This window comes from Methanoculleus methanifontis (genome assembly GCF_030464365.1).
Taxonomy (GTDB): domain Archaea; phylum Halobacteriota; class Methanomicrobia; order Methanomicrobiales; family Methanoculleaceae; genus Methanoculleus; species Methanoculleus methanifontis.
Window position 1 is genome coordinate 97,202 of sequence record NZ_VCYI01000006.1, and the last position, 23,607, is coordinate 120,808.

Below are 23,607 nucleotides of genomic sequence, written 5' to 3' on the forward strand. Positions count from 1 at the left end.
ATTTATAGATTGCTTTTTTGCAATACCGGGTGGGCAAAACTACCTGAATCCTTTTTGAGGGATGTGTAGAATTCAGATCTGGAAGCAATATCGAAATAATAGAGCAAGATGTGGCCCGGCACCGAATATCGTTTCCAGAGGTTTAAGAAAAGTATTTAACAATTCTGAGATATATTATCGCATGGTTCTGAGAAAGAGCATCTCCAGCGTCCTGGTTGCAGGACTGCTGGCCCTGTGCCTCCTCGGTGCCGGCTGCACGTCGCAGCCGACGGAGGAGGGGACCCCGACCGCGACGCCCACGCACGCCGCAGCTGAGGAATACGCCTTTAACGAGACGAACAACAACGAGATCGTCACCGTCTCCACCGGAAGCGAGATCACCATCAGCCTCGATGAGAACCCGACGACCGGCTACGAGTGGAACATCACCTCGTCCGCCGGCCTCGAGTACGTGAACGACACCTACATCACGCCGGAGACCGAGCTCGTGGGTGCGGGAGGGATGCACGTATGGCAGTACCTCGCCGCTGAGCCCGGTGCCGCCGGGTTCACCGCGATCTACAAGCGCCCCTGGGAAGAGACGACCGGAAACGAGACCACGTTCTCGATGGCCTTCACCATCGAGTAACAACCTCCCTCTTTTGCGCATCCCCGTCACCGGCCGTTCCCGAACCGCCTCAAAACCACCGCACCCCGCCACGGCCCCCCGTGTGCCGCGTAGACCCGTTCCGGCCCGAAGGCAAGAAGAATCTGGATGCTCCTCCTTGCCGCCGCGGGATCGTCCATCCTGAAGGGTAACCGGGGCCTCCCGCCCGGGACAAGGGTGGAGAGGAGATCGCCGACGATGGCGACCCCGCTGGCGATAAGAATCGAGACGGAACCGGGGGTATGCCCCGGTGTGGGGACGATCCTGCCCCGGACACCGAAGATCCCGAGGTCGGCGACGCCTTCGATGACGATATCGGGCTCAACACCTCCTGAACCGGAGACAAACTTCCTCTCGCGTGCAAACCGGATCAGGCGCGGGATGACCCTGGCAGGGAGTCCTCGCGATCGTCACTCCTGGTATCTGCGGGCTGCTTGCGGCGGCACGGAGACAGTAGACGTATCCGCGGCAGGACGGCCCTGCACTTTTTTTCGTCAAAACCGCTACGATTGCGCCCATCGGCGGGCGAAAAAGAAAAGGGAGGGTATATCGATACTCGTTACGCCAGGTAATCGTCTGGACGCGGGACCTGTTCTTTGAGGCCCTTGCGCTGGCGGATGCTCTTGACGACCTCGTCGACGACACCAGCCGGAACCAGTTCGAACCCGGCAAACTCGGTGCTCCACATCGCACGCCCTTCGGTTGCGGACCTGACGTCGCCGGCAAACCCGAAGAGTTCGGCGACCGGCGCCTTGCCGACGATCGTCATCGTGTCGCCTTCGCTCAGCATGTCGAAGACCTGACCGCGCCGACCCTGGATCTGTGAGGTCGCTGCACCCATCTGCTCGCTCGGAACCGTGATCTGGATCTTCTGAACCGGCTCGAGAAGCGAGTCGCCGGCCATCAGTATACCTGCCTTGACGGCACTCCTGACCGCCGGGATGACCTGCGCGGGGCCGCGGTGGATAGCGTCCTCGTGGAGTTTCACGTCCACCAGCCGGATCTTCAGGTTCTGAACCAGTTCGTCGGCGAGCGGGCCGCCGCGGAGTGCTTCGCGCCAGCCATCGAGGACCAGTTCCATCGTCTCGTTGAGGTACTGGATACCCTTCGTCATGTCGATGAACATGTTGGTACCCTCGATCGCCTTGACGTTCTTGGCCTCGTCCTTGTCCATGCCGGCTGCAGCGAGGACGTCACGGCGCTCGATCGCCTGCTGGTTCATCGAGACCTCGCCGTCCTGGATCATCTTCACGATTGCCGGATCCATCGGTTCGAGCTCGATGTAGAACCGGTTGTGGCGGTTCGGCGACTTCCCTTCGACCGGGCCTGCCGCGCCCGTGACCGTCTCGCGGTAGACGACGATCGGCGGAGAGGTGATGATATCGACGCCCTTGTCGCGCTTGATACGGCCGGTGATGATCTCGAGATGAAGTTCGCCCATACCGCTGATCAGGTGCTCGCCGGTCTCCTCGTTGATCGAGACCTGCACCGTCGGATCTTCCTTTGCTACCTGACGGAGAACCTCAACGAGTTTCGGGAGGTCCTTCATGCTCTTCGCCTCGACGGCGACGGTCATGACTGGCTCGGAGTAGTGCTTCAGCGACTCGAAGGGAGCCATCTCAAGCAGAGTCGTAACGGTCGAACCGACGACGGCATCCTTCAGGCCCGTCACGGCGGCGATGTTGCCTGCTGGGAGCGCTTCCACCTCGATCCGCTCGGCACCCATGAAGATACCGACCTGAGCGAGACGGTTCGTGCGCTTCGCCGCACCTACGATGTAGCACTCGGTGCCCCGGCGGAGCGTCCCCGAGAAGAGACGGCCGGTGGCGACCTCGCCCGCGTGCGGGTCGAACGAGATGTCGGTGACCATCATACAGACCGGCCCGTTCGGATCACAGTCGACCATGGCCTTACCCTCGGGGGAGGTGTAGTCGCCGTGCCAGATGATGTGGATACGCCGGTCCTGGGCCTGGAGGGGATTTGGCAGGTGCTTGACCACCATGTCAAGGAGGACGGCGTGCAGGGGGCTGTTCTTCCCCAGCCACTTCATGTCGCCGGAGTTGCACTTCTCAAAGACATCCTTGAACGAGACGCCGCTCTTCTGCATGAAGGGGACGGAGACCGCCCAGTTGTAGAGCGCGGAACCGAAGGCGACGGTGCCCTTCACGGCATCGAGCTTCCAGCCGTCGTTATACATCTTCTCGTTCATGCCCTTGATCAGCTTGTTGACCTTGTCAATCACCTTCGCAAGGCGGATCTGCATCTCCTGCTCGTCCACCTTCAGCTCGTTGACCAGCCGGTCCACCTTGTTAATGAAGAGAACCGGGCGGACACCCTCCTTCAAGGCCTGCCGGAGAACGGTCTCCGTCTGGGGCATGGTGCCCTCGACCGCGTCCACCACGACGACGGCGCCGTCCACCGCACGCATCGCCCGGGTCACGTCACCGCCGAAGTCCACGTGGCCGGGGGTATCGATCATGTTGATAAGGTACCCCTCCCCGCCGTACTCGTGGACCATCGAGACATTGCTCGCATCGATGGTGATACCGCGTGCCTGCTCCTCCTCGTCGGAGTCCATGAAGAGCTGCCGACCGGCGAGTTCCTCACTGATCATCCCTGCGCCGGCGAGCAGGTTGTCTGAGAGAGTTGTCTTTCCGTGATCGATGTGGGCGACGATACCGATGTTCCGGATGTGCTCCGGATTGTCCATCAGCTCCGTCACCCGCTCTACCATCTTCTTTCGTCTAGTCATGAAAATACACCGAAAAAATAATAGGGAGTTTTAGCGGGCTGCCTTTGCAATACGCTCTCTTTCTTCTTTCTTTGAAACGGCGTAGGAACGAGTGTCGCCGTTCGCCGCAGCGATCAGTTCGTCGGCAAGCACTTCGCTCACGCTCCTCTTCTTCTTGTGGCTCGCCTGCAAGACACCGCCGGTGATGAACCGGAGCGCGGTGTCGACACGGCGCTGGGGAGCGGTATCGACCGACTTCGGGACGTTGATGCCGCCGTACTTCAGCCGGACGGTCTCCTCACGGGGCCCGGTGTTCGCGACCGCATCCACCAGCACCTGGACCGGGTTCTTCTTGGTCTTCTTGTTGACGATCTCGAAGGCGTCCCGGACAATGCGGATAGTGAGTTCCTTTTTGCCGGTATTGTTCTCAGTCTGCATCATCCTGTTGATCAGCCGCTCGACGATCAGCATATTGCTCTTGTTGAACTGCTGGCCGACAAGCTTACCGCAGGAGTGCGGCACGATCATCGCATGCAGGTTCACGTAACGGGCAAGGCTCGGATCCCGGATCTCCACCTCGCTCATGTCCCAGCGGTTAAAGAGGAGCTGCTGGGACTGCTCTGCTCCTGCCTCTGCTGCTTCTACCATACCACTTACCTCCGCGGCTTCTCCTTGCGGCCCGTGACCATTTCACGCAGGCTGACATCGTTTACCTTGGTCACGACAAACCGGACACCGGGGATATCACCCTTCGACCTGCCCAGTCTGCCGCCGATGCCCTCAATCTCGACCTCATCGTGCTCGTCGATGAAGTTGATGGCTCCGTCGCCGACGGCGAACGCCGTTACCTGACGACCGTTCTTGATCAGCTGTACGCGGACGCACTTTCTGATCGCAGAGTTCGGCTGCTTTGCCTCGACACCCACCTTCTCGAGAACGATCCCGCGACCCTGCGGTGCTCCCTCAAGGGGGTCAGCTTTTACATCAAGCCCGAGCTGGCGGCGCGCGTAGCCGGTGTCATGCCACCGGTTATTATTTGCGTCGCGCTTCAGTTTTCGGGCTGCAAATTTTCCATTTCCCATCGAATACCCTCGAATTAGCTAAATTTGTGGATAGGAGCAACTCCTGGTGTGCTATAAAACAACGCGCGTTGCGGATTTATATATTGTGGAACCCGCTTGCACGCCGATCTTCCGCCTTAGGTATTAGATCGGGAGCTGATATAATATTATATCCTGACGGGCAACCTTCATTGATGACAACCCGGATATACAAAGAGGTTTTTTTCGAGGCGACCCACCGCCTGATCCATTACCGGGGGAAGTGTTTCCAGCTCCACGGTCACCAGTGGCGCGTGGAGGTCTGGATCGAAGGGACGGCCGACGAACGCACGGGAATTGTTCTCGACTACAACTGCATCAAAGAAGTCGTCGGGCAGTTCGACCACCAGGTGATCCTGAACGAAGACGACCCCATGGCGGCGTGCATCGAGGAGTTCCACCCGGTCGTCACCACCTCTGGCGACCCGACGAGCGAACACCTCGCGGGGCTGGTCGCGGAGATGATCGATGCCGAAGCCGCGCGGCAGGGACACGACGCCCGCGTCAAAAAGATACGGGTCTGGGAGTCGACGACCTGCTACGCTGAGCGTATCTATGATCGTCAGTGAGATTTTCCGCAGCCTCCAGGGGGAGGGGAAGAACCAGGGGCGGCCCTGTACGTTCGTCCGGCTCGCCGGGTGCAACCTCAGGTGCACCTGGTGCGACACCGCCTACGCCCGGGAAGGCGGGGAAGAGATGAGTGTTACGCAGGTTCTCGACCGGGTCTGGCTGCTCCGCGGGACGCATATCAGCATCACCGGCGGGGAGCCGCTCCTGCAGCGGGAGGATGTACTCAAACTCCTCGAGAAGTTCAGCCTGCACGGCTATACCGTCGAGATCGAGACGAACGGCACCCGCGACTTCCGCGAGATGCAGGCATATGCCTCCATCTGCATGGACGTCAAGTGCCCTTCATCGGGCGAGAAGAGCGATCTTTCGCTCCTCACCTACATCACCCCGCGCGACTGCGTCAAGTTCGTGGTGGCGGACGAGGACGACCTCCTCTACGCCCGGGCGGTGATGAGCCGGTGCGAGATCCGTGCCGAGGTCTTCATCTCGCCGGTAGAAGGATCCGACTACCGCGCCATCGCGGACTACATCGTCGAAGAGAACCTCCCGGTGAGGTTTCAGTTGCAGCTCCACAAAATCCTGGGGGTAAAATGAAGAAAGCAGTATGCCTTCTCTCGGGCGGGATGGACTCCACCACGCTCGCCTACGTCGCAAAAGATGCGGGCTACGAGATCATCGCGCTCCACTTCACCTACGGCCAGCGGACGGAAGCAAAGGAACGCGAGTGCGCCCGCACCGTCGCCAGAAGGCTCAACGCAGTTGAGTTCGTCGAGATAAGCCTCGAACATTTCACAAAGATCGGGGCATCGAGCCTGACGGACGAGAGCATCCCGGTCGAGGAGTACGCCGGCAAGGAAGAGGAGGTACCGAGCACCTACGTTCCGTTCCGCAACGCGAACCTCCTCGCTATCGCAACAAGCCTCGCGGAAGCCCGGCGGGCAGAGGCGATATTCATAGGCGTCCAGACCGGAGACTACCCGGGATACCCCGACTGCCGGCCGGAGTTCATTGAGGCGTTCCAGCGAGCGGTCGACCTCGGCACGGTGGCTGACCCGCGGATCGTCCTGATGACGCCGTTCGTCCGGATGTCGAAGATGGATATCGTTCGGAAGGGGCTCGCGCTCGGCGTCCCCTATGAACTGACCTGGTCGTGCTACCAGAACAACGACCGGGCTTGCGGGGTCTGCTCCTCCTGCCACTACCGGCGGGAGGCGTTCCGGGAGCTCGGGTTCGAAGATCCGATCGAGTACGAGGTGTGACGATGGAGATCTACCACGGCAAACGTCTCAGTATCGAGACGAGGGATTTTACGCTCCCGAACGGCAAGAAGAAGGAGCGGATCGTCGTCCACCCCGGCGGCGCGGTCGCAATCCTCCCGATCGAGGGGGACGACTGTTACCTCATCCGGCAGTACCGGTTCGCCGTCGACGACTACATCTACGAAGCGCCGGCAGGCACCATCGACGAGGGTGAGGAGCCACACGAGACCGCGTACCGGGAACTGATCGAGGAGACCGGGATGAAGGCTGAGACCTTCGTCCCGAAAGGCTGGATATACCCTTCTCCCGGCTACACCGACGAGCGGATCTGGCTCTACCAGGCCGAAGGGCTCTCGCCGTGCTCGGACTACGCGATGGACGACGACGAGGTGATCGAGGTCGTCCGCGTCCCGGCAAGAGAGCTCGCGGCGATGGTCGCGGACGGGAGGATCGTCGATGCAAAGACGATCTGCCTGGTCTGCCGGTGCCTGGAGTGAGGGCATGAAGGGGATCGGCGAATGTGCGCAGATTTATGCCGTCCCCGGCGAAAGATCTAGTAGCTCCGATATATGAACAACACCCAGCTGGCCTGGTGAAACCCCCATGGAAGAGACGCAAGAGATGGATACCGCGCGAAAGCGCTACGAATTTAAAAAGATGCTTGAGAGGCTTGCGGAGAAGGAGGGGAGCGGCACCGAGCTGATAACACTCTATATACCTCCGGACAAGCAGATATACGACGTGACCGCCCAACTCCGCGACGAGTTCGGGCAGTGCGCGAACATCAAGAGCAAACAGACCCGGACGAACGTCCAGAGTGCCATATCCTCCATCCTCTCCCGCCTGAAATACTACAAGCGCCCGCCGGAGCACGGCATGGCGGTCTTCTGCGGCACGATCAACACCGGCGGTGACCGCACCAACCTCGAATGCGAGATCATCGAGCCGCCCGAGCCGCTCAACACCTACACGTACCGGTGCAGCTCCTCGTTCGAACTCGAGCCGCTGCAGCAGATGCTCGGGGAGAAGGAGATCTACGGCCTCATCGTCCTCGACAGAAGAGAGGCCTACGTCGGATTTCTCCGGGGCAGCCGGATCGAGCCGATCCGCGGCGTCACCTCGACTGTCCCCGGCAAGCAGCGGAAAGGTGGTCAGTCGAGCGCCCGTTTCCAGCGGTTGCGGCTGATCGCCATCAACGAGTTCTACAAGAAGATCGGCGACCTCGCGAGCGAAGTCTTCCTTGCCGAGAAGGACTTCTTCGAGCGGTTCAAAGGCGTGCTGATTGGCGGCCCGACCCCGACCAAGGAGGAGTTCGAGGCCGGCAATTACCTCCACCACGAACTGCAAAAAAGGATCATCGGGCTCTTCGACGTATCTTACACGAATGAGTCCGGGCTTGCCGAACTCGTCGAGAACGCATCGGATGCCTTAAAAGGCCTCGACATCATCAAGGAGAAGAACATTATGAACCGGTTCCTCCAGGAACTGGTCAAGGACGACGGAGCGGCCGCTTACGGGGAAGAAAGTGTCAGGAAGAATCTGGAGCTCGGCGCTGTCGATACCCTCCTCCTCTCCGACAAACTCCGGAGAGCCCGGCTGAAACTCGCCTGCCCGAACGATGACTACACCGAGGAGCGGACGATCAGTATTGAGCCAGGCATGCATATCAAAGACCTCGACCTCGGCACCTGTCCCAAAGACGGTGCATCGCTCTACGTGGCCGAGGAGACCGATATCATCGACGAACTGACCGAGCTCGCCGACCAGACCAGCACGGTGGTCAGGATCATCTCGGACGATTTCGAAGAAGGCTCGATGCTTTCCAACGCATTCGGCGGGATCGCTGCAATTCTGCGCTACAGGACAGGATACTGATGATGTATCAGGAGAAGTACCACCAGATCGAGCGCATGCTCCGGGCATGCACCAGCGAGGAGGACATCCTCCTTACGACAGGCGGGGATCATGCCGATCTCGCCTCGACGATAGCGTTCAAACTCGCGAAGATTGAGAAGCGGGCTCCCCAGAAGATCGCCGCCGATATCGCGGAGAAACTCTCAGGGAACCCCGAACTCGGCGACGTCCGTGTCGAGGCGACAGGGCCTTACGTCAACTTCCGGTTCGGCCCGACGCTTCTCGGCGAAGCCGTCAGAGAGGCGATCGAGCCTGGTTACGGGGCCCTTCAGCGCCGTTCCGGCAGGGTCGTGCTCGAACACACGAGCGCCAACCCGAACGGCCCCCTCCATGTCGGCCACATCCGAAACACCGTCATCGGCGATACCCTCGCCCGGGCGTTCCGCAAGGCCGGGCACTCGCTCGAGGTGCAGTATTATCTCAATGATATGGGCCGCCAGATCGCCATCGTCTCATGGGGGTTCGACCACCTCGATATCCCCCGCGAAGAGGGCGAGAAGGAGGATCACTACGTCGCCCGGGTCTACGTCGCGGCGAACCGTGAAATCGAGAAGAACCCCATCATCACCGAGGAGATCGACCACCTCATGCAGAAGGTGGAGCGCGGCGACGCCGAGACCGTCACAAAATTCCGTAGAGCCGTTTATCTCTGCGCGGAGGGGATCAAGGCGACTCTTGCTGCCTTAAATGCCCACCACGACCGGTTCGTCTGGGAGAGCGACTTTGTGCGGATCGGCGACGTCGACCGGATCGTCGAGCAGGTCCGGCGGCTGCCGCAGGCCCACGAGGACGAGACGCTCTGGGTCGACCTCACCGAACAGGGGTTCGAGAAGAAGTATATCCTCCGGCGCAGTGACGGCACCTCGGTCTACAGCACCCGCGACCTCGCCTACCACACCTGGAAGGCGCGCAACTACGACCGGATGATCGACGTCCTCGGAGCGGACCACAAACTGATCGGCGCCCAGCTCCGCGCCACCCTCGGACTCCTCGGCGAGAAGCCGCCCGAGATCGTCTTCTTCGAGTTCGTCTCCCTCCCCGAAGGCTCGATGAGCACCCGGGCGGGCAAGTTCATCTCGGCGGACGAACTGATCGAAGAGGTTGCCGCGAAGGCCTACGAAGAGGTGACCGCCCGCCGGCCGGAACTCCCCGAAGCAGAGCGGTTTGCTATCGCGAAGTCGGTCGCCATCGCCGCCATCCGTTACGACATTGTGAAGGTCTCTCCGGAGAAGAGCACGGTCTTTAACTGGAAGGCGGCGCTGGACTTCGAGCGGCAGAGCGGGCCCTACATCCAGTACGCCCACGCCCGCGCCTGCAGCATCCTCGAGAAGGCCGGCGAGTTCGAGCGGGCCTACCACTACGAGACCGACCACGAGGTCGCGCTCGCCCGGCATCTCGCGAAGTTCCCGGTCGCCATCGAGCATACCATGCAGGAACTCCGCCCGCACCTGCTCGCTTCCTACGCCCGCGAACTCGCCGACCTCTTCAACGCCTTCTACCACTATGACCCGGTCTTGAAGAGCGAGGGAGAGACCCGGAACAGCCGCCTCGCGCTTGTGGACGCGGTCAGGAACACCTTAAAGGAGTCGCTTGAGACTCTCGGAATCGATGCGCTCAGAAGCATGTAAAGCCCTCAAAAAACAGGGCTATCAGTTCATCAGCCCGGACTCTTCGGCGGCCGTAAAACCCTGCATGTGGAACAAGCGGGCGCTCAAGGGCGGGGAGATGTGTTACAAGGCACAGTTCTACGGCATCGAGAGCCACCGCTGCGTCCAGATGACACCGACCCTCCGGTGCAACCAACAGTGTCTCTTCTGCTGGCGGTCGTTCGAGCACGAGGTCGTGGAGGAGGAGGAGTGCCCGCCGGACGTCATCGTCGCAAACCTCCGCCGCGTCCAGAAGAAGGCGCTCTCGGGCTACAAGGTCTCGCCCTACGTCGCACCGGAACAGTTCGCGGAAGCGCTCGACCCCACCATGGTCGCGATATCCCTCTCGGGAGAGCCGACCTGCTACTCGCGCCTCCCGGAGCTGGTCGATGGCCTCAACGGAGAAGGGTATACGACCTTCCTCGTCTCGAACGGCACCCGGCCCGACGTTCTCGCCCGGTGCCGGCCCTACCAGACCTACGTCTCGTTGGACGCTCCCGACCGGGAGACCTACCTCTCCCTCTGCCGGCCGAAGGAGGACTACTGGGACTGCATACAGGAGAGCCTCGCCGGACTTCGGGACCGCCGATCGGCCATCCGCACCACGGTGGTGCGCGGCTACAACGACTTCTCCCCCGAGCGGTATGCGGCGATCTACCAGGACTCCGGCGCCCGGTTCGTGGAGGTAAAGGGTTATATGTATCTGGGGTACAGTAGAAATCGACTGCAGAGGACGCAGATGCCCGAACACCGCGAAGTGAGGGCATTTTCAGAGCTTATTGCAAAGCACTGCGACTATAGTATCAGGGACGAGAGCCCGGTGAGCCGGGTCGTCTGCCTGGAGCGAGATGTATGAGATTCGATGTGGAAGAGTTCAAAAAGAGGGCGAGAGAGGACTTCGAGCACGCATGGCACGAAGGGCCGTCGGTGCTGACCCCGCCGGGAGTCTCGGGAAGTTACCCGCGGCTGAGGTACACCCGGGCGACACCGCACCCGATCTTCGAGATCGTGCAGCGGCTCCGCGAGACCTACCTCGCGATGGGGTTCGACGAAACAATCAACCCCTTGATTGTTGAAGAATCGGACATCTACCGGCAGTTCGGCCCTGAAGCAATGGCCGTCCTTGACCGGGTCTTCTACCTCGGCGGGCTTCCCCGCCCGAACGTCGGGATTGCACGAAAGCAGCTTGATGAGATCGAGGCCATCCTCGGCCGTGCGGTGCCGTCCGGGATCGAGGGGAAACTCCGCGAGACCCTTCACGGCTACAAGAAGGGGACGATCGACGGCGACGAACTGGCGCACGAACTCGCGGCCGTCCTCGAGGCCGACGACGCCACCGTGGTGCATATCCTGGACGCGGTCTTCCCCGAGTTCCGGGAACTGGCTCCCGAGTCGTCGCGCAACACCCTCCGGAGCCACATGACGAGCGGCTGGTTCCTGACGCTTTCCTCGCTCTGGGAGAAACGCCACCTCCCGATAAAGCTCTTCTCGGTCGACCGCTGTTTCCGGCGTGAGCAGGAGGAGGGGGCCACCCGCCTGATGACCTATCACTCGGCCTCCTGCATCGTCGCAGGCGAGGACGTCACCCTCGAGGAGGGGAAAGCCATCAGCGAAGCCCTCCTCTCGGCGTTCGGGTTTACTGAGTTCCGGTTCCAGCCCGACGAGAAGCGGTCGAAGTACTACATGCCCGAGACCCAGACGGAGGTTTACGCCCGCCACCCGGCCCTCGGCTGGGTCGAGGTCGCCACCTTCGGCATCTACTCCCCCTCGGCGCTCGCGGAGTACGGGATCGGCGTGCCGGTGATGAACCTCGGCCTCGGGGTGGAGCGGCTTGCGATGATCGCCTACCAGTCAAATGACGTGCGCCAGCTCACCTACCCGCAGTTCTTCCCGAAGGAGGTCTCCGACCGCGAGATCGCCGGTGCCATCCACCTCCGCGAAGAGCCGACGTCCGCAACCGGAAAGCAGATGGCAAAAGCCATTCGCGCCACAGCCGCCGAGCACGCAACCGCGCCGGGACCGTGCGCTTTCACCGCGTGGAAAGGCGAGATCGCCGGGAGGGAGGTGGAAGTGATCGTCGAGGAGCCCGAGTCCAACACGAAACTCTGCGGGCCGGCCTGCGCAAACGAGGTCTTTGTTCACGACGGCTCGGTGCTCGGTGTCCCGGACATCGAGAAGTGGGCGAAGGTCCGGGAGGAAGGCGTCTCCACCGGGATAACCTACCTCGACGCGGTATCGAGCCTCGCCGCCACCCGGATCGAGGAGGCGGCACGGTGCGGCGAAGGGACGCACGTCCAGGTGAAGATGTCGAAACTCCCTTCAGACGTCAACCTGCGCATCGAGGACTATGCGATGCGCTACGTCACCGACCACAACAAAAAGGTGGACCTCCGGGGCCCGGTCTTCCTGACGGTCAGGTCTGTCATCCTGGAGCAGCCGACTCAATAACACTCTTCTCCTTTCCCGGCCTCTCTTTTTTTCTGGAAACTCCTTTCTTGTCGCTCTCGATGCACTTTTTCAAGAGGGGCAGCACGTCCCGCTGGCCGACCAGGTTGAACCGGGCCCTGCTCGGGGCGAGCCCGACCTTTATCGAGTAGGCTTCCGGCGGCATCGCCTCGAAGAGGTCTTCGTCCGTCCGGTCGTCCCCGATGGCAAGTATGAAGTCCCAGGCGTGCCGGGACACCCAGTTCAGCGCTGCTCTGCCCTTGTTGACGACGTTGTTCTTGATCTCGACGACCTTGTTCCCGTCCATGACCCCGACGTTCAGGTTCGACGTCAGGTGCAGGAGGTCGTCCTTGAGGTCTTTCGCCCGCTGCGCACCGAGCAGCGGCTCGGTTCTCCGGTAATGCCAGACGAGCGAGTAGTCCTTCTCCTCGATGAAGGCGCCAGGCGTGCGATCCGTGTAGAGTTCGAGGAGCGGGTAGATCTCCCCTTTCCACTCGTCCGAGAGGGGCTCGGGCATCCGCCATTCCCCGGAGCGCTCCCTGACCCAGACACCGTGCTCGGCGATGATCCCGATATCCAGCTCCCCGAACCAGTCATCCAGCGTTGAGCGGTCCCTGCCGCTGATCACCACCACCTCGTTTCTGGGCGTCCGGGCGAGGGACTTGAGCACTTCCCGGGTTGCGTCTCCGGGAACCGCCTTCTGCGGCCTTGCGGCGAACGGCACCAGGGTGCCGTCGTAGTCGAGGAGGAGGAGACGATCCTTGCCGGCAGCGTAGTCGGAGACCAGCTCGTCCCTGATAGCGGGGGTGACGACCTGTTCAGAGCGTTCAACCCGGACCGCCCGGGCGTCGCCGAGGCGTGTGAGGAAGTCGCCGACCCAGTGCTCGATGTCGTAGCGCATCAACCTCCTCTGCATCGTCCGGTTCCGCTCGATCTGCTCCTTCTCCGGCATGGCGAGCGCAGTCTCGATCGCCTCGATCACCGCGTCCTGGTCGTTCGGGTTGACGATGATCGCTTCGCCGAGTTCCTCGGCCGCCCCTGCCATCTCGGAGAGGATGAGCACCCCTGTGCCATCGGTCCTCGTGGCAACATACTCTTTCGCCATCAGGTTCATGCCGTCCCGGAGCGGCGTCACCAGGGCGACATCGGCGGCGCTGTAGAACGCCACCAGCGTCTCGAACGGGAGGAAGTTGTAGAAGTAGCGGACGGGAACCCAGTCTGTCGTCCCGTACTTCCCGTTGATCCGGCCGACAAGCTCGTCGATCCGTTTCTTCAGTTCCCGGTAACTGCTGACGCCGGTCCGGGACGGGACTGCGACAAGAACGAGGGAGACCTTCCCCCGGTACTCCGGCTTCTTCTCGAGAAGCGCATCGAACGCCTCGAGGCGGAGCGGGATCCCCTTCGTGTAGTCCATGCGATCGAAGGAGAGGATGATCTTGTGCTTCCCGTATTTCTGCCGGATCCGGGCTATCTCCTTCTGGACTGGAGCGCTGCCCGCGGAGTCGGCGAACCGGTGGTAATCGATGCCCATCGGGAAGAGATCGGTCCGGATCACCCGGGTGCCGGTCCTGACCTCCCCGAAGGTATGCTCGTACCCGAGGAGACGCCGGACACTGGAGAGGAAATGGCGGACGTAGCCGTAGGTATGGAACCCGATGAGGTCCGCTCCAAGCAGGCCGGAGAGGATCTCCCTTCTCCAGGGCAGGTGCCGGAAGACTTCGAACGACGGGAAGGGAATGTGGTGGAAGTAGCCGATCTCGGCATCGGGGAGACGCTCCCGGAGCATCTGCGGGAGGAGCATCAAGTGGTAGTCGTGAACCCAGATGGTGTCGTCGGGCCGGGCCACCTCCATCACGGCGTCGCAGAACTTTTCGTTCACCCGCTGATAGACCTGCCATGTCCTGGGGTCGTACTCTGCATGGAGGTTGAAGTAGTGAAGGAGCGGCCAGAGGGTGTTGTTGCAGAACCCGTCGTAGTAGTGCCTGATGTCGTACGGGGAGAGGAATACCGGGTGGCACTGCTCTTTTCTGAGCACATCGACGATCCGGTCTTTCTCTTCGTTCTGCTGCTTCTGGACGTTCATGCCGGGCCACCCAACCCAGAGGCTCTCGTAGGATTTGTAAAACGAACCAACCCCGGTGGCAAGGCCGCCGACGCTCCGCTGGAGACGGAGATCGCCGTTTTTGCGGGATACGCTGATCGGAAGCCTGTTTGAGACTATCAGTAACCGTTTCATGGTTCGACCCTGTTCACACTCGTGGTATGATCCATCTAAAGATTCTCAACCAAAATTAAGGTTTTGGCGAAATCTCAAGAGATTGCAGATATCGAAGATCGGGAAGTCAACCCTTCTCCCCGGCTCCGCCGTTCCCCGGAGACCCCACGCATGCCGTGCACGCCCGAACGCGGCGATCCCGCCGGGACATCCGCGGCAGCGGGAGCGTTTCAGGACGCTAATCCCCCCGAAACGTGAGCAGGACAGGTAGTTACGGCCGGTCGGGCGTCTCGTCCCCGGAGCCTGACCGCTCAAGACCGATAAAGTTATATTTTTCTAACACAATGTTAGATATACATAACAGGTGCAACGATGAAGAGACGATACGCGGTTCAGATTGCGGCGGGAGCGGTTCTCGGTGCTGCAGGCATCCTCCTCCCGTTCCTCGTAGACGGGACGGAGGCGCTCTCCTCGCTTATGGTGACGATCGGTCTCGTGATCCTCGCGGTGGCCGTGGTCCGGCACTGGAGGTTCCGGGACGAGCCGGAGAGAGACGAGCGGACGCAGAAGATCGGAGCATACGCCATCTCCTACTCCTGGCTTCTCACCATCGTCTTCCTCGCGCTCCTCTTCTGGGTGGACTATCTCGGCGTGGTCGCCCTCACGGTCGAGGCCGTGCTGCTCTCCGCAATCCTGCTGATGGGGCTCTCCGCACGGATCTTCCAGTGGCACCTCTTCCGGCAAGGGGACGTGGCGTGAGGCCGGCAAGCGTCGTCAAAAAGCGTCTTTCCTGGAAGGGGGACACGATGTGAAGACCCGGATCCGGGAACTCCGGGCGAAGATGGGGATCACCCAGGAGGAGCTGGCACAACAGGTCGGGGTCCGGCGGGAGACGATCGTCTTCCTCGAGAAGGGAAAGTACAACCCCTCCCTGAAACTCGCCTACAAGGTGGCCCGCACGCTCGGCTCCACCATCGAGGAGGTCTTCATCTTCGAAGAGGAGGATCTGGCATGAACATGAGGTCTTTTTGAGGAGACTTCCGTATCAACAGAGCCAAAAAAAGATATTGGGGGCAGTTTTTAATGTCTGAACACGGAGTTGAAAAACATTGTGCTTCCTCTTTCCGGAGCAATTACCCCCAATTCATTAAAAGAAGACTTTTTTAGAGCGCAAGAGCAATTTGGCGTTTTAATAAACACATAAATATAATATCTGTCGACACCCTTAACGTTCGGGCTTAGCGCGGTACGGAGGAAGTATTTTTTCGGCACCCTGCGATTTCAGTGCAACATTTTCCGCGCCCCCTCCCCTTCCCGGCCGGTCCCGACCGGGTGCCGCACCGCCGCCGCCATCCCCCCGGAGAAGCGCGAAGAGCCGGGCAAGCGAGACGATATCCTGCCGGTTATGCTCCACGACCGGGACAAGCGGCCCGGGGTTTCCTGTCCGGCGGTAGGTCTCGTAGAACTCCGGCACCATCCTGCTCGGGACGTCATCCGCCCGGGCGACACCGAGAACCCCGGTCTCGAGTGCATCAAGCCGGCAGGAGGGGAGCAAGTCCTTCCAGCGCCGGCGTGCGAAGTGGAGAACGTCGAAATGAGGAACAGCGAGGTATGCCGGGATGCCGTGGCAGGCGAGCCGATCCCGGATGTAGGGAACATCGAACGCCCGCCCGTTGAAGGTGACAAAAGCCGTGCCCTCCGCCTCCAGATCGGGAAGGACGGCGGCGAGCACCGCTTCCTCTTCTTCGGCCGACCTCGAGAGGTACTGGCGGACGGCGATCGACCCGCCGCTCACCCGTGCAAGGCCGATGAGGATGATCGGCCGTGAGGAGAGCCCCAGCGTCTCGATATCGAGGAAGACAAACTCTTCGGGTGCGTGGAACCGGCTGGCCTCGAGGAGGAGCGGATCACTCCTTCGCCGCCGCCGCGCGATCTCTTCCACGAGTTCGCAAGTGTCCCCTCCCGCTATCGAATCGAGGAGCCGGGCGGCATCCCGGCAGTAGAGAGGGTGGTCTGCAAGATCAATGATCGTCCGACAACCTCGCTCCTCCAGTCGCCGCCGGGTCGCTTCGCCGATGCCGCGGACCAGGGTGAGGTCGCCGAGAAGGGCAGCTGCCGCCCGGTCAGGGTCCCGACCATCAAGGCTCATGGGGCTTTCGGACTCGATGACGTAGCACGTCCCGGACGGGCATGCTACCTCCCGGCCGCAAAAAACGTCCTCGAGCACCCGGCCCCGGTATCCGGCGACGAGGTCGTCCCGGAGCCTCCGGGCTTCCTCATCATCCGGGCAGGCGCTGAACGGTGACCGGATGCCCGGAGCGTACCTCCCCGCCCGATTAAACGCGCGAACCATCTTCTCGACAGACGGTTTGAACTCCGCCCGCATTCAAGATGACCACCGCACGGTGAAAGTGAACGGGGGGGTGTGCCCTCCCGTGTCACTGCCCTGCAGGCCTCACCGCGATCGAGCACGTTTTGTCGCCGGCACAGATGGCGCTCAGGTACTTCGGGGCGTAGTTCGGGTTCAGGCCTGATATCGCGGCGTTCGTGTAGGCATGGCAGGCGTTGCAGGCAGCGAGCGGGTTCTCCCCCTGCTCTTTTGCGCGGGCGTTCATCGCACACCCACTGACGGTCAGAACCGCCTCTCCCGGCACCGAGTCGTTGACCTCATACCGGTATTCCGGCCCGAAGAGCAACCTCGTCGCCGCCGCAAACGCTTCCGTAACCTCCCGGGCGTTTCCGAGCGGCATTCTGAAAGCACGGGCTACGACACCTGCTTCCCGGCCCTGCTCCTGCCACACCGCCCGCTCGACCTCGTTGTAGAGCTGGTCGTCGGCGCCGTCCCTGATGGCTCTCCGGTAGGCAAGCGGCAGCATGGAGACCTCCCGGGCGGCAAGTTTCCACCGCACGTCCACCGGGATTCGTTCGAATGCATCCATATCCTCATCCCCTCCTCATGGCGGTTTTCGGATCAGGGGCGGGTACACCTGCCACACCATGAAGGTTCTCACGAACCTGCCGCCCCTCCCGGACACCGCATAAATACTCCCACGGACAACAGAAGGGGAGACATGAAGATCGGAGCAGTCCTGATCGATATCGACGGCGTCCTCTACGTCGGCGACCGATCAGTCCCCGGAGCCGCGGGAGCGCTCCGGAAACTCGACCGGCGGGGGATACCCTACCGGTTCGTCTCCAACACCACCCGGCGCTCCCGCCGTTCGGTCGCGCAGCGCCTCAAGACCCTCGGCTACGCCGTCCCGGAACCCTGGATCATCACCGCCCCGGTCGCCGCCGCCGCACATCTGCGGGACGGGTGCCGGATGCGGTGCTTCCTCCTCACCACCCCGGACACCCGGACGGACTTCGAAGAGGCCGGCATCACGTCCGTGGAGGATGGGGCCGATGCAGTTGTGGTCGCCGACGCGGCCGGCGAACTGACTTACGAACGCCTGAACAGGGCGTTCCGCCTCCTCATGGAAGGCGCTGACCTCGTCGCGCTCGAGAGAGACCGTTACTGGATGGGGGCGGACGGGCTGATGCTCTCGGCCGGCCCCTTCGTTACCGCGCTCGAGTATGCCGCCGGGAAAGAGGCGGAAGTGATCGGGAAACCCTCCCCGGCGTTCTTTCTGCGTGCGCTCCGGGAGATCGGGGTCGGGCCCCGCGAGGCGGCGATGGTCGGCGACGACATTGTCACCGATATCGGCGGCGCCCGGGCCTGTGGCATGAAGGGCATCCTGGTGAGAACCGGCAAGTACCGGGAAGAAACCGTCCGGGCATCAGGCATCGCGCCGGACCTCGTCATCGACTCGCTCGCGGACCTCCCGGAGTATATCTGATCCTATGTGGCGACGAATCCTCACCGTGCTCACCCTCATCGCCGCGATCCTCGGTGCCGGATGCCTGGGCGGCCTCCTCCATCCTGCGGCCGTCCCGCCGGCTATCGTGCCGGTCGAGGGGGCGGCCCCGGGAGAGGTGCCGGTCTACACCTTCCCCTTCGGGGACGGGGAGGAGACGATCCGGATCGAGCCAGATCCGGCAGTCTATGCCGGGGCGAAAGAGGCAGACCGGCAACTCTACCTCTTCGATAACCTCACCAGAGATGAGTGGATCCCGATCTATTACCTGGCGTTCGCGAGCGACTCCCACCAGGAGCCCTTCTATACCGACCTGCTCGCGGCTCTCCGCGAGATCCGGGACCGGGAAGAACTCGACGACGATCGGTATCTTGAACTGATCGCCACGTTCGTGCAGTCAATCCCCTACAGAACCGATGCCTCGATGACCGAACCGAAGTTCCCGATCGAGACCTACGTGGACACCGAGGGCGACTGCGACGACAAAAGCCTCCTCCTCGCCGGGCTCCTCGCACGGGAAGGTTACGGGGCCGCGCTCCTCTACTTCGGGGAGGAACAGCACATGGCCGTCGGGGTGAAGAGCGCCGGGTGCCGCTACCATAACACGTCATATGCCTACATCGAGACCACGAACCGGAGCTACGTGGGCATCCCCCCTGCGGCGCTCGGGGACGGGACGCACCTCTCCTCCAACCCGCTCGTGATACCGGTCGGGGATGGAGACGGGTCTTACACAGCCTCTTCAGAGATCGAGACAATCGAGCGTGCCCTCTCCGCATCCCGCGACCGGGTCGAGGAACTCGAAGAGGAACTCGTGGTGCGCACCCGCGAACTCGAAGCGGACCGGGAGGCTCTCGCGGCCCTCGACGCGAAGATGGCAGGTCTCTTCCGATCAGGAGAGATCCAGGAATACAACCGGTTCGTCCCGGAATACAATCGGATGATCGGGGACTACAACAAGGCGGTAGAGGTCTACAACTTCATGCTCGATGAGGCGGAGGCCGCCGCGGATCTCCACAACCACATCGTCGGCCACGCCCACGACCGGCCCGGGTCGTACCTCCTGGCCCATGAGTATCTCTCGGGGTGACCGGGAGAGAGCTTACGCGTAGCTCTCTGCCTCAAGGAGGGTGCGGTTTGCCGGGGCGCTGGAAGCGAAATACGCCGACTTATGCATCTGACTTCGCCGAATAACAGTCGGATATCGGGCGGCCCGCTCAGCGAGAGAGGAAAACGTGGTAAATTCAGATCGTTCCATACATGAAACGGAGTGAGGGTGCTACTTAACCGTAGGCCGCGTGCGGGGTGAAAGTGAAGCGCCGGGATTTCACCCCCTATCCCAACCTCGTTCCGGCGAAAACTTCCAAACTACCAACACATTCTAAAAGTAACATCAAACTGACGCAGTTCAACCTTCCTTCGGGCGAAACAGCAACTGTTCTGTTGGCAAGTGTTAATGTATCCCCTGACAAATACATGGAGCGGAGTGCCGTATGCTGGATATCAGTGATTTGCACGTGGAAGTGGATGGCACCGAGAAGCTCCACGACATCAACCTCCATATCGGGCAGGGGGAGACCCATATCCTGATGGGGCCGAACGGTTCGGGGAAGAGCACGCTGCTCAAAGCCATCATGGGGTTCGGCGGCTACACGATCACGTCCGGGTCCATCGTTTTCAGAGGAACGGACATCACCAGGATGCCGATCCACGAGCGCGCCCATCTCGGGATCGGCATGATGTTTCAGCACCCGCCCGCGATATCGGGGCTGAAACTCGGGAAACTGCTCACTGCCACGTCCCATCTCGGCAACGACGCGCTGGAGGCGCTCGCGCAGACGGTCAACATGGACCACTTTCTCGCCCGGGACACCAACGTCGGGTTCTCCGGCGGAGAGATCAAGCGGAGCGAGGTCCTGCAGCTGAAAGTCCAGCAGCCCGATTTCCTCATGCTGGACGAGCCGGAGAGCGGCGTCGACCTCGAAAACATGGCCCTTATGGGCAAAGAGATCGCGAATCTCCTTGAGAAGGATATCCATATCGTCAACCGCCGCAAGAGCGGTCTCATCATCACCCACACCGGCTACATCCTCGACTACCTCGAGGCCGACCAGGGACACGTGCTCATCGACGGCCGGATCCGGTGCCATGGAAACCCCCGCGAGATCCTGCGCGTGGTCAAAGAAAAAGGATATGGAGAGTGTCTGCGTTGCAAACAGATGTAGGCGATATCGAACGGCTCCCGGAGAAAGACCGGGAACGCCTTGCCCTGACCGGTCTTGAAGTTGGGATGCAGAACCGATGCGGGAGTTTCTTCCAGATCGACCAGGACGTGATCCAGACCACCTGCGGGGCCGAAGGGATCGAGATGATCCCCATCAAGGCCGCTCTCGAGAAGTACGACTGGGTCAAGGACTACTACTGGAACGCCGTTCCGAAGGATAAGGACAAATACACAGAATACCTTGCGAAGCAGGAGAACCCGCAAGGTCTCGTCGTCATCGCCCACGAAGGGGTGAAGGTCGAGATGCCGCTTCAAGCCTGCCTCTTTCTGCGCGACGAGCCGGTGCAGCATGTCCACAACCTCTTCATCGCAAGAGAGGGCTCAGAGATCAACATCATCTCGGGCTGCGCGAGTTCCTGGCAGAAAGAGCACGGGGCGCATATCGGGGTGACCGAGATCTACGTCGGCAAAGGCGCCAAAGTCACGTCCACGATGATCCACAACTGGAAGGAGGGGATCAGCGTCTTCCCGCGGAGTGCCACCGTCGTCGAGGAGGATGGAACGTTCCTCTCGAACTACGTCTGCATGCAGCCCGTCAGGAGGATCGACATGTACCCGACGGCCCGCCTGGTCGGGAAGAACGCCGTCGCCCGGTTCTCGAGTATCGTTGTCGCGACACCGGGCTCGACCCTCGATCTCGGCTCCCGCGCCATCCTCGGCGCCGAGAACGCGAGCGCCGAACTGATCACCCGGGCGATCACCACCGGCGGCACCATCATATCCCGCGGTCACATCCTCGGCGAGAAGGACAACACACGCGGCCATATCGAGTGCAAGGGCCTGATCCTGAAAGATGGCACCGTCCACGCCATCCCGGAGATCGAAGGAACGCTGACCGGCACCGAACTCTCCCACGAAGCCGCCGTAGGAAAGATCGCCCGCCACGAGATCGAGTACCTTATGGCCCGCGGACTCTCCGAGGAGGAGGCCACCGCAACCATTATACGCGGGTTTTTGGATGTGAAGATCAGCGGTCTGCCCGCAGTCCTGCAGGAGCAGATCGACGCTGCGATCGATAAAGCAGAATCAGGCTTCTGATTCAGGAGACGGGAGGATGGAGACCGATCCCTACAGAAGGGAGCGCGAGGAGATGGTGGAGTTCCAGGTTCGGGCCAGGGGGATCAGGAACGAACGGGTGCTCGCCGCGATGCAGAAGATCCCTCGCCACCTCTTCGTACCGAAGAACTTCGAACGTGCAGCCTACGAAGATCGGCCGCTCCCCATAGGCGAGGGGCAGACCATCTCCCAGCCCTACATCGTCGCCGTCATGACCGAACAACTGGAGATCCGCTCCCACGACCGTGTCCTCGAGATCGGAACCGGCAGCGGCTACCAGGCGGCGCTCCTCGCCGAACTCGCCGAGAAGGTCGTCTCCGTCGAACGCCTTGCCCACCTCGCCGATCAGGCGCGGGAGAATCTCGCGCGGGCAGGAGTCAGTGGTGTTGAGATCGTCGTCGGCGACGGCACGGAAGGCTATCCGCCGGAGGCGCCCTACGACGCTATCATCGTCACGGCGGCATCGCCGGAGATCCCCCAACCCCTGATCGACCAGCTTGGCAAGGGAGGGCGGCTGGTCGCTCCCATCGGGCCGCGGGAATGCCAGGACCTCGTCAAACTCGTCAAACGCGAAGGCAGGGTGGAGACGATCCCGCTCGGCGGCGTCTGCTTCGTGCCGCTGATCGGGCAGTTCGGGTGGCAGGGAGAGGTATCCCCGTGACGGTCTACGACATCACCCGGGATCTCTCCGCGGACGCCGTCCTCTACCCGGGAGACGTCCGGCCCCGGTTCCACGAGATCGACAACGGGCAGTACCGCGTGACCGAGATGACCCTTGGAAGCCATACCGGGACGCACCTCGACGCCCCGTCGCACTACATCGAGGGAGGCATGACAGTCGACGAGATCCCGCCCGCGGTGCTGATGGGGGCCGCACGGGTCCTCGACTGCAGCGACGTAAGCGAGATCATCGAACCAGGCCACCTCACCGGCCGCCTCGACGGTGCGAGGACGATCCTCGTAAAGACCTGGTTTTCGGAGCGGCGGGAGTTCGATCTCGGGTACCCGTCGTTCTCCCTCGAAGCGGCGAAGATGGTCGTCGAGGCCGGGATCACCTGCCTCGGGATCGATACCCCATCAATCGAGTCGTTTGACTGCGACGGTTCCGTTCACCGCCGGCTGCTCGGGAGCGGGACGTTCATCCTCGAACTGCTCGATCTCTCCGCCGTGCCGGAAGGAGACTATGTTATGACAGCGCTTCCGATGCGGCTCAAAGGAATCGACGGGTCGCCCGTGCGGGCTATCCTGTCGGATAGGGAGGAAGAACCATGAGTTTCTGGCACGATGCAATTGAGAGACTGGAGACGATCCTCGCGGACAGCGGGTGCGAGGACGGTATCGTGACGCTTGGAGTGAACCACGACGCAGACACCTGCCAGTACCCGAAAGGCGTCACTCTGGAAGGGCACTTCGGCGGCCGGAGCGGGCAGTTCGTCACGAGCGAGCCGGTCCGGGCGAACACCCGGATCTCCTTTATGTTCGGTGCGCCGCTCACGAATCAGAAGCAGCGAGGTGCGGCGGGCGCCATCATCAACACCGTCTCGGCGTTCCTCTGCCTGGCACGGAGGCTCCAGCCCTGCACCCCCGACTGCTACACCCCCTGCCTTGCGGAACTCTCCCGCGAGGTCGCCGGAAAGAAGGTCTACTTCGTCGGCCCGATGCCGCTACTCGAGCGGGCGCTTGCGGAGCAGATCGTCGATACACCAGAGGCGGCCGAGATCCTCCTGGTCGGCGGAGACGGCATGACGAGCGATGCAGGGGTCGCCTGCATCGAAGAGTACCGGGAGAAGAAACGGACGATATTCCTCGGACCGTCGGCCGCCGGGGTCAGCGGCCTGATAAATCTCGAGCACTGGTGCCCCTACGGACGATGAATACCTTTTT

General features: G+C 61.7%; 25 protein-coding genes. 18 read left to right on the forward strand and 7 right to left on the reverse strand.

Annotation, left to right across the window (positions count from 1 at the left end):
• The first annotated feature begins 181 nt into the window (after window positions 1-181).
• The gene (locus tag FGW20_RS06065) at window positions 182-628 is read left to right on the forward strand and encodes a protease inhibitor I42 family protein (RefSeq protein WP_301677190.1); all 447 of its coding nucleotides are present in this window, start codon (window positions 182-184) and stop codon (window positions 626-628) included.
• Between the two features lie 26 nt (window positions 629-654).
• On the opposite strand, the gene FGW20_RS06070 is transcribed toward FGW20_RS06065, so the two are convergent.
• The 4 genes from FGW20_RS06070 to FGW20_RS06085 all read right to left on the reverse strand — a co-directional run bounded on the left by FGW20_RS06070 (window position 655) and on the right by FGW20_RS06085 (window position 4,459).
• A complete protein-coding gene (locus FGW20_RS06070; RefSeq protein ID WP_301677245.1) occupies window positions 655-930 on the reverse strand; it encodes an MBL fold metallo-hydrolase in 276 nt (91 codons plus the stop codon).
• Window positions 931-1,205: 275 nt separating this feature from the next.
• Window positions 1,206-3,398, reverse strand: coding sequence for an elongation factor EF-2 (locus FGW20_RS06075; protein WP_301677191.1), 2,193 nt, complete (start codon window positions 3,396-3,398; stop codon window positions 1,206-1,208).
• A gap of 30 nt (window positions 3,399-3,428) precedes the next feature.
• The gene (locus tag FGW20_RS06080; protein WP_301677192.1) at window positions 3,429-4,025 is read right to left on the reverse strand and encodes a 30S ribosomal protein S7; all 597 of its coding nucleotides are present in this window, start codon (window positions 4,023-4,025) and stop codon (window positions 3,429-3,431) included.
• A gap of 5 nt (window positions 4,026-4,030) precedes the next feature.
• Window positions 4,031-4,459, reverse strand: a complete 429-nt coding sequence (locus tag FGW20_RS06085) for a 30S ribosomal protein S12 (protein WP_301677193.1) — start codon at window positions 4,457-4,459, stop codon at window positions 4,031-4,033.
• A gap of 173 nt (window positions 4,460-4,632) precedes the next feature.
• On the opposite strand from FGW20_RS06085, the gene FGW20_RS06090 reads away from it, so the two are divergent.
• The 8 genes from FGW20_RS06090 (at window position 4,633) to sepS (ending at window position 12,314) form a co-directional block, all read left to right on the forward strand.
• Window positions 4,633-5,046, forward strand: coding sequence for a 6-pyruvoyl trahydropterin synthase family protein (locus FGW20_RS06090; RefSeq protein ID WP_301677194.1), 414 nt, complete (start codon window positions 4,633-4,635; stop codon window positions 5,044-5,046).
• Entirely contained in the window at window positions 5,033-5,641 is a 609-nt protein-coding gene (locus tag FGW20_RS06095) for a 7-carboxy-7-deazaguanine synthase QueE (RefSeq protein WP_301677195.1), read from the forward strand. Before FGW20_RS06090 ends, FGW20_RS06095 begins: the two co-directional genes overlap by 14 nt.
• Window positions 5,638-6,306, forward strand: coding sequence for a 7-cyano-7-deazaguanine synthase QueC (queC, locus tag FGW20_RS06100; RefSeq protein ID WP_301677196.1), 669 nt, complete (start codon window positions 5,638-5,640; stop codon window positions 6,304-6,306). The genes FGW20_RS06095 and queC overlap by 4 nt, the downstream gene beginning before the upstream one ends.
• 2 nt (window positions 6,307-6,308) lie before the next feature.
• Window positions 6,309-6,803, forward strand: coding sequence for an NUDIX hydrolase (locus FGW20_RS06105; RefSeq protein ID WP_301677197.1), 495 nt, complete (start codon window positions 6,309-6,311; stop codon window positions 6,801-6,803).
• A 106-nt stretch (window positions 6,804-6,909) separates the two neighbouring features.
• Window positions 6,910-8,181 carry a peptide chain release factor aRF-1 gene (prf1, locus tag FGW20_RS06110; protein WP_301677198.1) on the forward strand — a complete coding sequence of 424 codons (1,272 nt, stop codon included), beginning with the start codon at window positions 6,910-6,912 and terminating at the stop codon, window positions 8,179-8,181.
• A 2-nt stretch (window positions 8,182-8,183) separates the two neighbouring features.
• The gene (argS, locus tag FGW20_RS06115) at window positions 8,184-9,848 is read left to right on the forward strand and encodes an arginine--tRNA ligase (RefSeq protein ID WP_301677246.1); all 1,665 of its coding nucleotides are present in this window, start codon (window positions 8,184-8,186) and stop codon (window positions 9,846-9,848) included.
• Complete coding sequence (twy1, locus tag FGW20_RS06120) at window positions 9,829-10,722, forward strand: 4-demethylwyosine synthase TYW1 (RefSeq protein ID WP_301677199.1); 894 nt, start codon at window positions 9,829-9,831, stop codon at window positions 10,720-10,722. The genes argS and twy1 overlap by 20 nt, the downstream gene beginning before the upstream one ends.
• Entirely contained in the window at window positions 10,719-12,314 is a 1,596-nt protein-coding gene (gene sepS / locus FGW20_RS06125; protein WP_301677200.1) for an O-phosphoserine--tRNA ligase, read from the forward strand. Before twy1 ends, sepS begins: the two co-directional genes overlap by 4 nt.
• Here the strand turns inward: sepS and FGW20_RS06130 are convergent.
• A complete protein-coding gene (locus tag FGW20_RS06130) occupies window positions 12,289-14,547 on the reverse strand; it encodes a bifunctional alpha,alpha-trehalose-phosphate synthase (UDP-forming)/trehalose-phosphatase (protein ID WP_301677201.1) in 2,259 nt (752 codons plus the stop codon). The genes sepS and FGW20_RS06130 overlap by 26 nt on opposite strands.
• A 351-nt stretch (window positions 14,548-14,898) precedes the next feature.
• Here FGW20_RS06130 and FGW20_RS06135 point away from each other — a divergent pair, with 351 nt between their 5' ends.
• A complete protein-coding gene (locus tag FGW20_RS06135) occupies window positions 14,899-15,285 on the forward strand; it encodes a hypothetical protein (RefSeq protein ID WP_301677202.1) in 387 nt (128 codons plus the stop codon).
• Window positions 15,286-15,334: 49 nt separating this feature from the next.
• The gene (locus FGW20_RS06140; RefSeq protein ID WP_301677203.1) at window positions 15,335-15,541 is read left to right on the forward strand and encodes a helix-turn-helix transcriptional regulator; all 207 of its coding nucleotides are present in this window, start codon (window positions 15,335-15,337) and stop codon (window positions 15,539-15,541) included.
• A gap of 210 nt (window positions 15,542-15,751) precedes the next feature.
• On the opposite strand, the gene FGW20_RS06145 is transcribed toward FGW20_RS06140, so the two are convergent.
• Together FGW20_RS06145 and FGW20_RS06150 are read right to left on the reverse strand one after the other, a co-directional pair.
• Window positions 15,752-16,912: a ribonuclease H-like domain-containing protein gene (locus FGW20_RS06145; RefSeq protein WP_301677204.1), complete on the reverse strand. Its 1,161-nt coding sequence runs from the start codon at window positions 16,910-16,912 to the stop codon at window positions 15,752-15,754.
• A gap of 52 nt (window positions 16,913-16,964) precedes the next feature.
• Entirely contained in the window at window positions 16,965-17,465 is a 501-nt protein-coding gene (locus FGW20_RS06150) for a hypothetical protein (protein ID WP_301677205.1), read from the reverse strand.
• 132 nt (window positions 17,466-17,597) lie between these two features.
• Between FGW20_RS06150 and FGW20_RS06155 the strand changes: the two genes are divergently transcribed.
• From FGW20_RS06155 to FGW20_RS06185, 7 genes are all read left to right on the forward strand, one after another.
• On the forward strand, window positions 17,598-18,365 hold the full coding sequence (locus FGW20_RS06155) for a TIGR01458 family HAD-type hydrolase (protein ID WP_301677206.1): 768 nt from the start codon (window positions 17,598-17,600) through the stop codon (window positions 18,363-18,365).
• A gap of 4 nt (window positions 18,366-18,369) precedes the next feature.
• Window positions 18,370-19,473 (forward strand): hypothetical protein, encoded by a 1,104-nt coding sequence (locus FGW20_RS06160; protein ID WP_301677207.1) that lies wholly within the window; start codon window positions 18,370-18,372, stop codon window positions 19,471-19,473.
• 403 nt (window positions 19,474-19,876) lie between these two features.
• Window positions 19,877-20,608 (forward strand): ABC transporter ATP-binding protein, encoded by a 732-nt coding sequence (locus tag FGW20_RS06165; RefSeq protein WP_301677208.1) that lies wholly within the window; start codon window positions 19,877-19,879, stop codon window positions 20,606-20,608.
• Window positions 20,593-21,705, forward strand: a complete 1,113-nt coding sequence (locus tag FGW20_RS06170; protein WP_301677209.1) for a SufB/SufD family protein — start codon at window positions 20,593-20,595, stop codon at window positions 21,703-21,705. The genes FGW20_RS06165 and FGW20_RS06170 overlap by 16 nt, the downstream gene beginning before the upstream one ends.
• A 16-nt stretch (window positions 21,706-21,721) precedes the next feature.
• Entirely contained in the window at window positions 21,722-22,384 is a 663-nt protein-coding gene (locus FGW20_RS06175; RefSeq protein WP_301677210.1) for a protein-L-isoaspartate(D-aspartate) O-methyltransferase, read from the forward strand.
• Entirely contained in the window at window positions 22,381-22,995 is a 615-nt protein-coding gene (locus FGW20_RS06180; RefSeq protein ID WP_301677211.1) for a cyclase family protein, read from the forward strand. The genes FGW20_RS06175 and FGW20_RS06180 overlap by 4 nt, the downstream gene beginning before the upstream one ends.
• Complete coding sequence (locus tag FGW20_RS06185) at window positions 22,992-23,597, forward strand: hypothetical protein (RefSeq protein WP_301677212.1); 606 nt, start codon at window positions 22,992-22,994, stop codon at window positions 23,595-23,597. Before FGW20_RS06180 ends, FGW20_RS06185 begins: the two co-directional genes overlap by 4 nt.
• The last annotated feature ends 10 nt before the right edge of the window (window positions 23,598-23,607 follow it).

Coding starts and splice junctions, on each gene's coding strand:
- FGW20_RS06065 (WP_301677190.1), top strand. CDS start 182: ATGGTTCTGAGAAAGAGCATCTCCAGCGTCCTGGTTGCAGGACTGCTG.
- FGW20_RS06075 (WP_301677191.1), bottom strand. CDS start 3,398: ATGACTAGACGAAAGAAGATGGTAGAGCGGGTGACGGAGCTGATGGAC.
- FGW20_RS06080 (WP_301677192.1), bottom strand. CDS start 4,025: ATGGTAGAAGCAGCAGAGGCAGGAGCAGAGCAGTCCCAGCAGCTCCTC.
- FGW20_RS06085 (WP_301677193.1), bottom strand. CDS start 4,459: ATGGGAAATGGAAAATTTGCAGCCCGAAAACTGAAGCGCGACGCAAAT.
- FGW20_RS06090 (WP_301677194.1), top strand. CDS start 4,633: ATGACAACCCGGATATACAAAGAGGTTTTTTTCGAGGCGACCCACCGC.
- FGW20_RS06095 (WP_301677195.1), top strand. CDS start 5,033: ATGATCGTCAGTGAGATTTTCCGCAGCCTCCAGGGGGAGGGGAAGAAC.
- queC (WP_301677196.1), top strand. CDS start 5,638: ATGAAGAAAGCAGTATGCCTTCTCTCGGGCGGGATGGACTCCACCACG.
- FGW20_RS06105 (WP_301677197.1), top strand. CDS start 6,309: ATGGAGATCTACCACGGCAAACGTCTCAGTATCGAGACGAGGGATTTT.
- prf1 (WP_301677198.1), top strand. CDS start 6,910: ATGGAAGAGACGCAAGAGATGGATACCGCGCGAAAGCGCTACGAATTT.
- argS (WP_301677246.1), top strand. CDS start 8,184: ATGTATCAGGAGAAGTACCACCAGATCGAGCGCATGCTCCGGGCATGC.
- twy1 (WP_301677199.1), top strand. CDS start 9,829: ATGCGCTCAGAAGCATGTAAAGCCCTCAAAAAACAGGGCTATCAGTTC.
- sepS (WP_301677200.1), top strand. CDS start 10,719: ATGAGATTCGATGTGGAAGAGTTCAAAAAGAGGGCGAGAGAGGACTTC.
- FGW20_RS06130 (WP_301677201.1), bottom strand. CDS start 14,547: ATGAAACGGTTACTGATAGTCTCAAACAGGCTTCCGATCAGCGTATCC.
- FGW20_RS06135 (WP_301677202.1), top strand. CDS start 14,899: ATGAAGAGACGATACGCGGTTCAGATTGCGGCGGGAGCGGTTCTCGGT.
- FGW20_RS06145 (WP_301677204.1), bottom strand. CDS start 16,912: ATGCGGGCGGAGTTCAAACCGTCTGTCGAGAAGATGGTTCGCGCGTTT.
- FGW20_RS06150 (WP_301677205.1), bottom strand. CDS start 17,465: ATGGATGCATTCGAACGAATCCCGGTGGACGTGCGGTGGAAACTTGCC.
- FGW20_RS06155 (WP_301677206.1), top strand. CDS start 17,598: ATGAAGATCGGAGCAGTCCTGATCGATATCGACGGCGTCCTCTACGTC.
- FGW20_RS06160 (WP_301677207.1), top strand. CDS start 18,370: ATGTGGCGACGAATCCTCACCGTGCTCACCCTCATCGCCGCGATCCTC.
- FGW20_RS06165 (WP_301677208.1), top strand. CDS start 19,877: ATGCTGGATATCAGTGATTTGCACGTGGAAGTGGATGGCACCGAGAAG.
- FGW20_RS06175 (WP_301677210.1), top strand. CDS start 21,722: ATGGAGACCGATCCCTACAGAAGGGAGCGCGAGGAGATGGTGGAGTTC.
- FGW20_RS06185 (WP_301677212.1), top strand. CDS start 22,992: ATGAGTTTCTGGCACGATGCAATTGAGAGACTGGAGACGATCCTCGCG.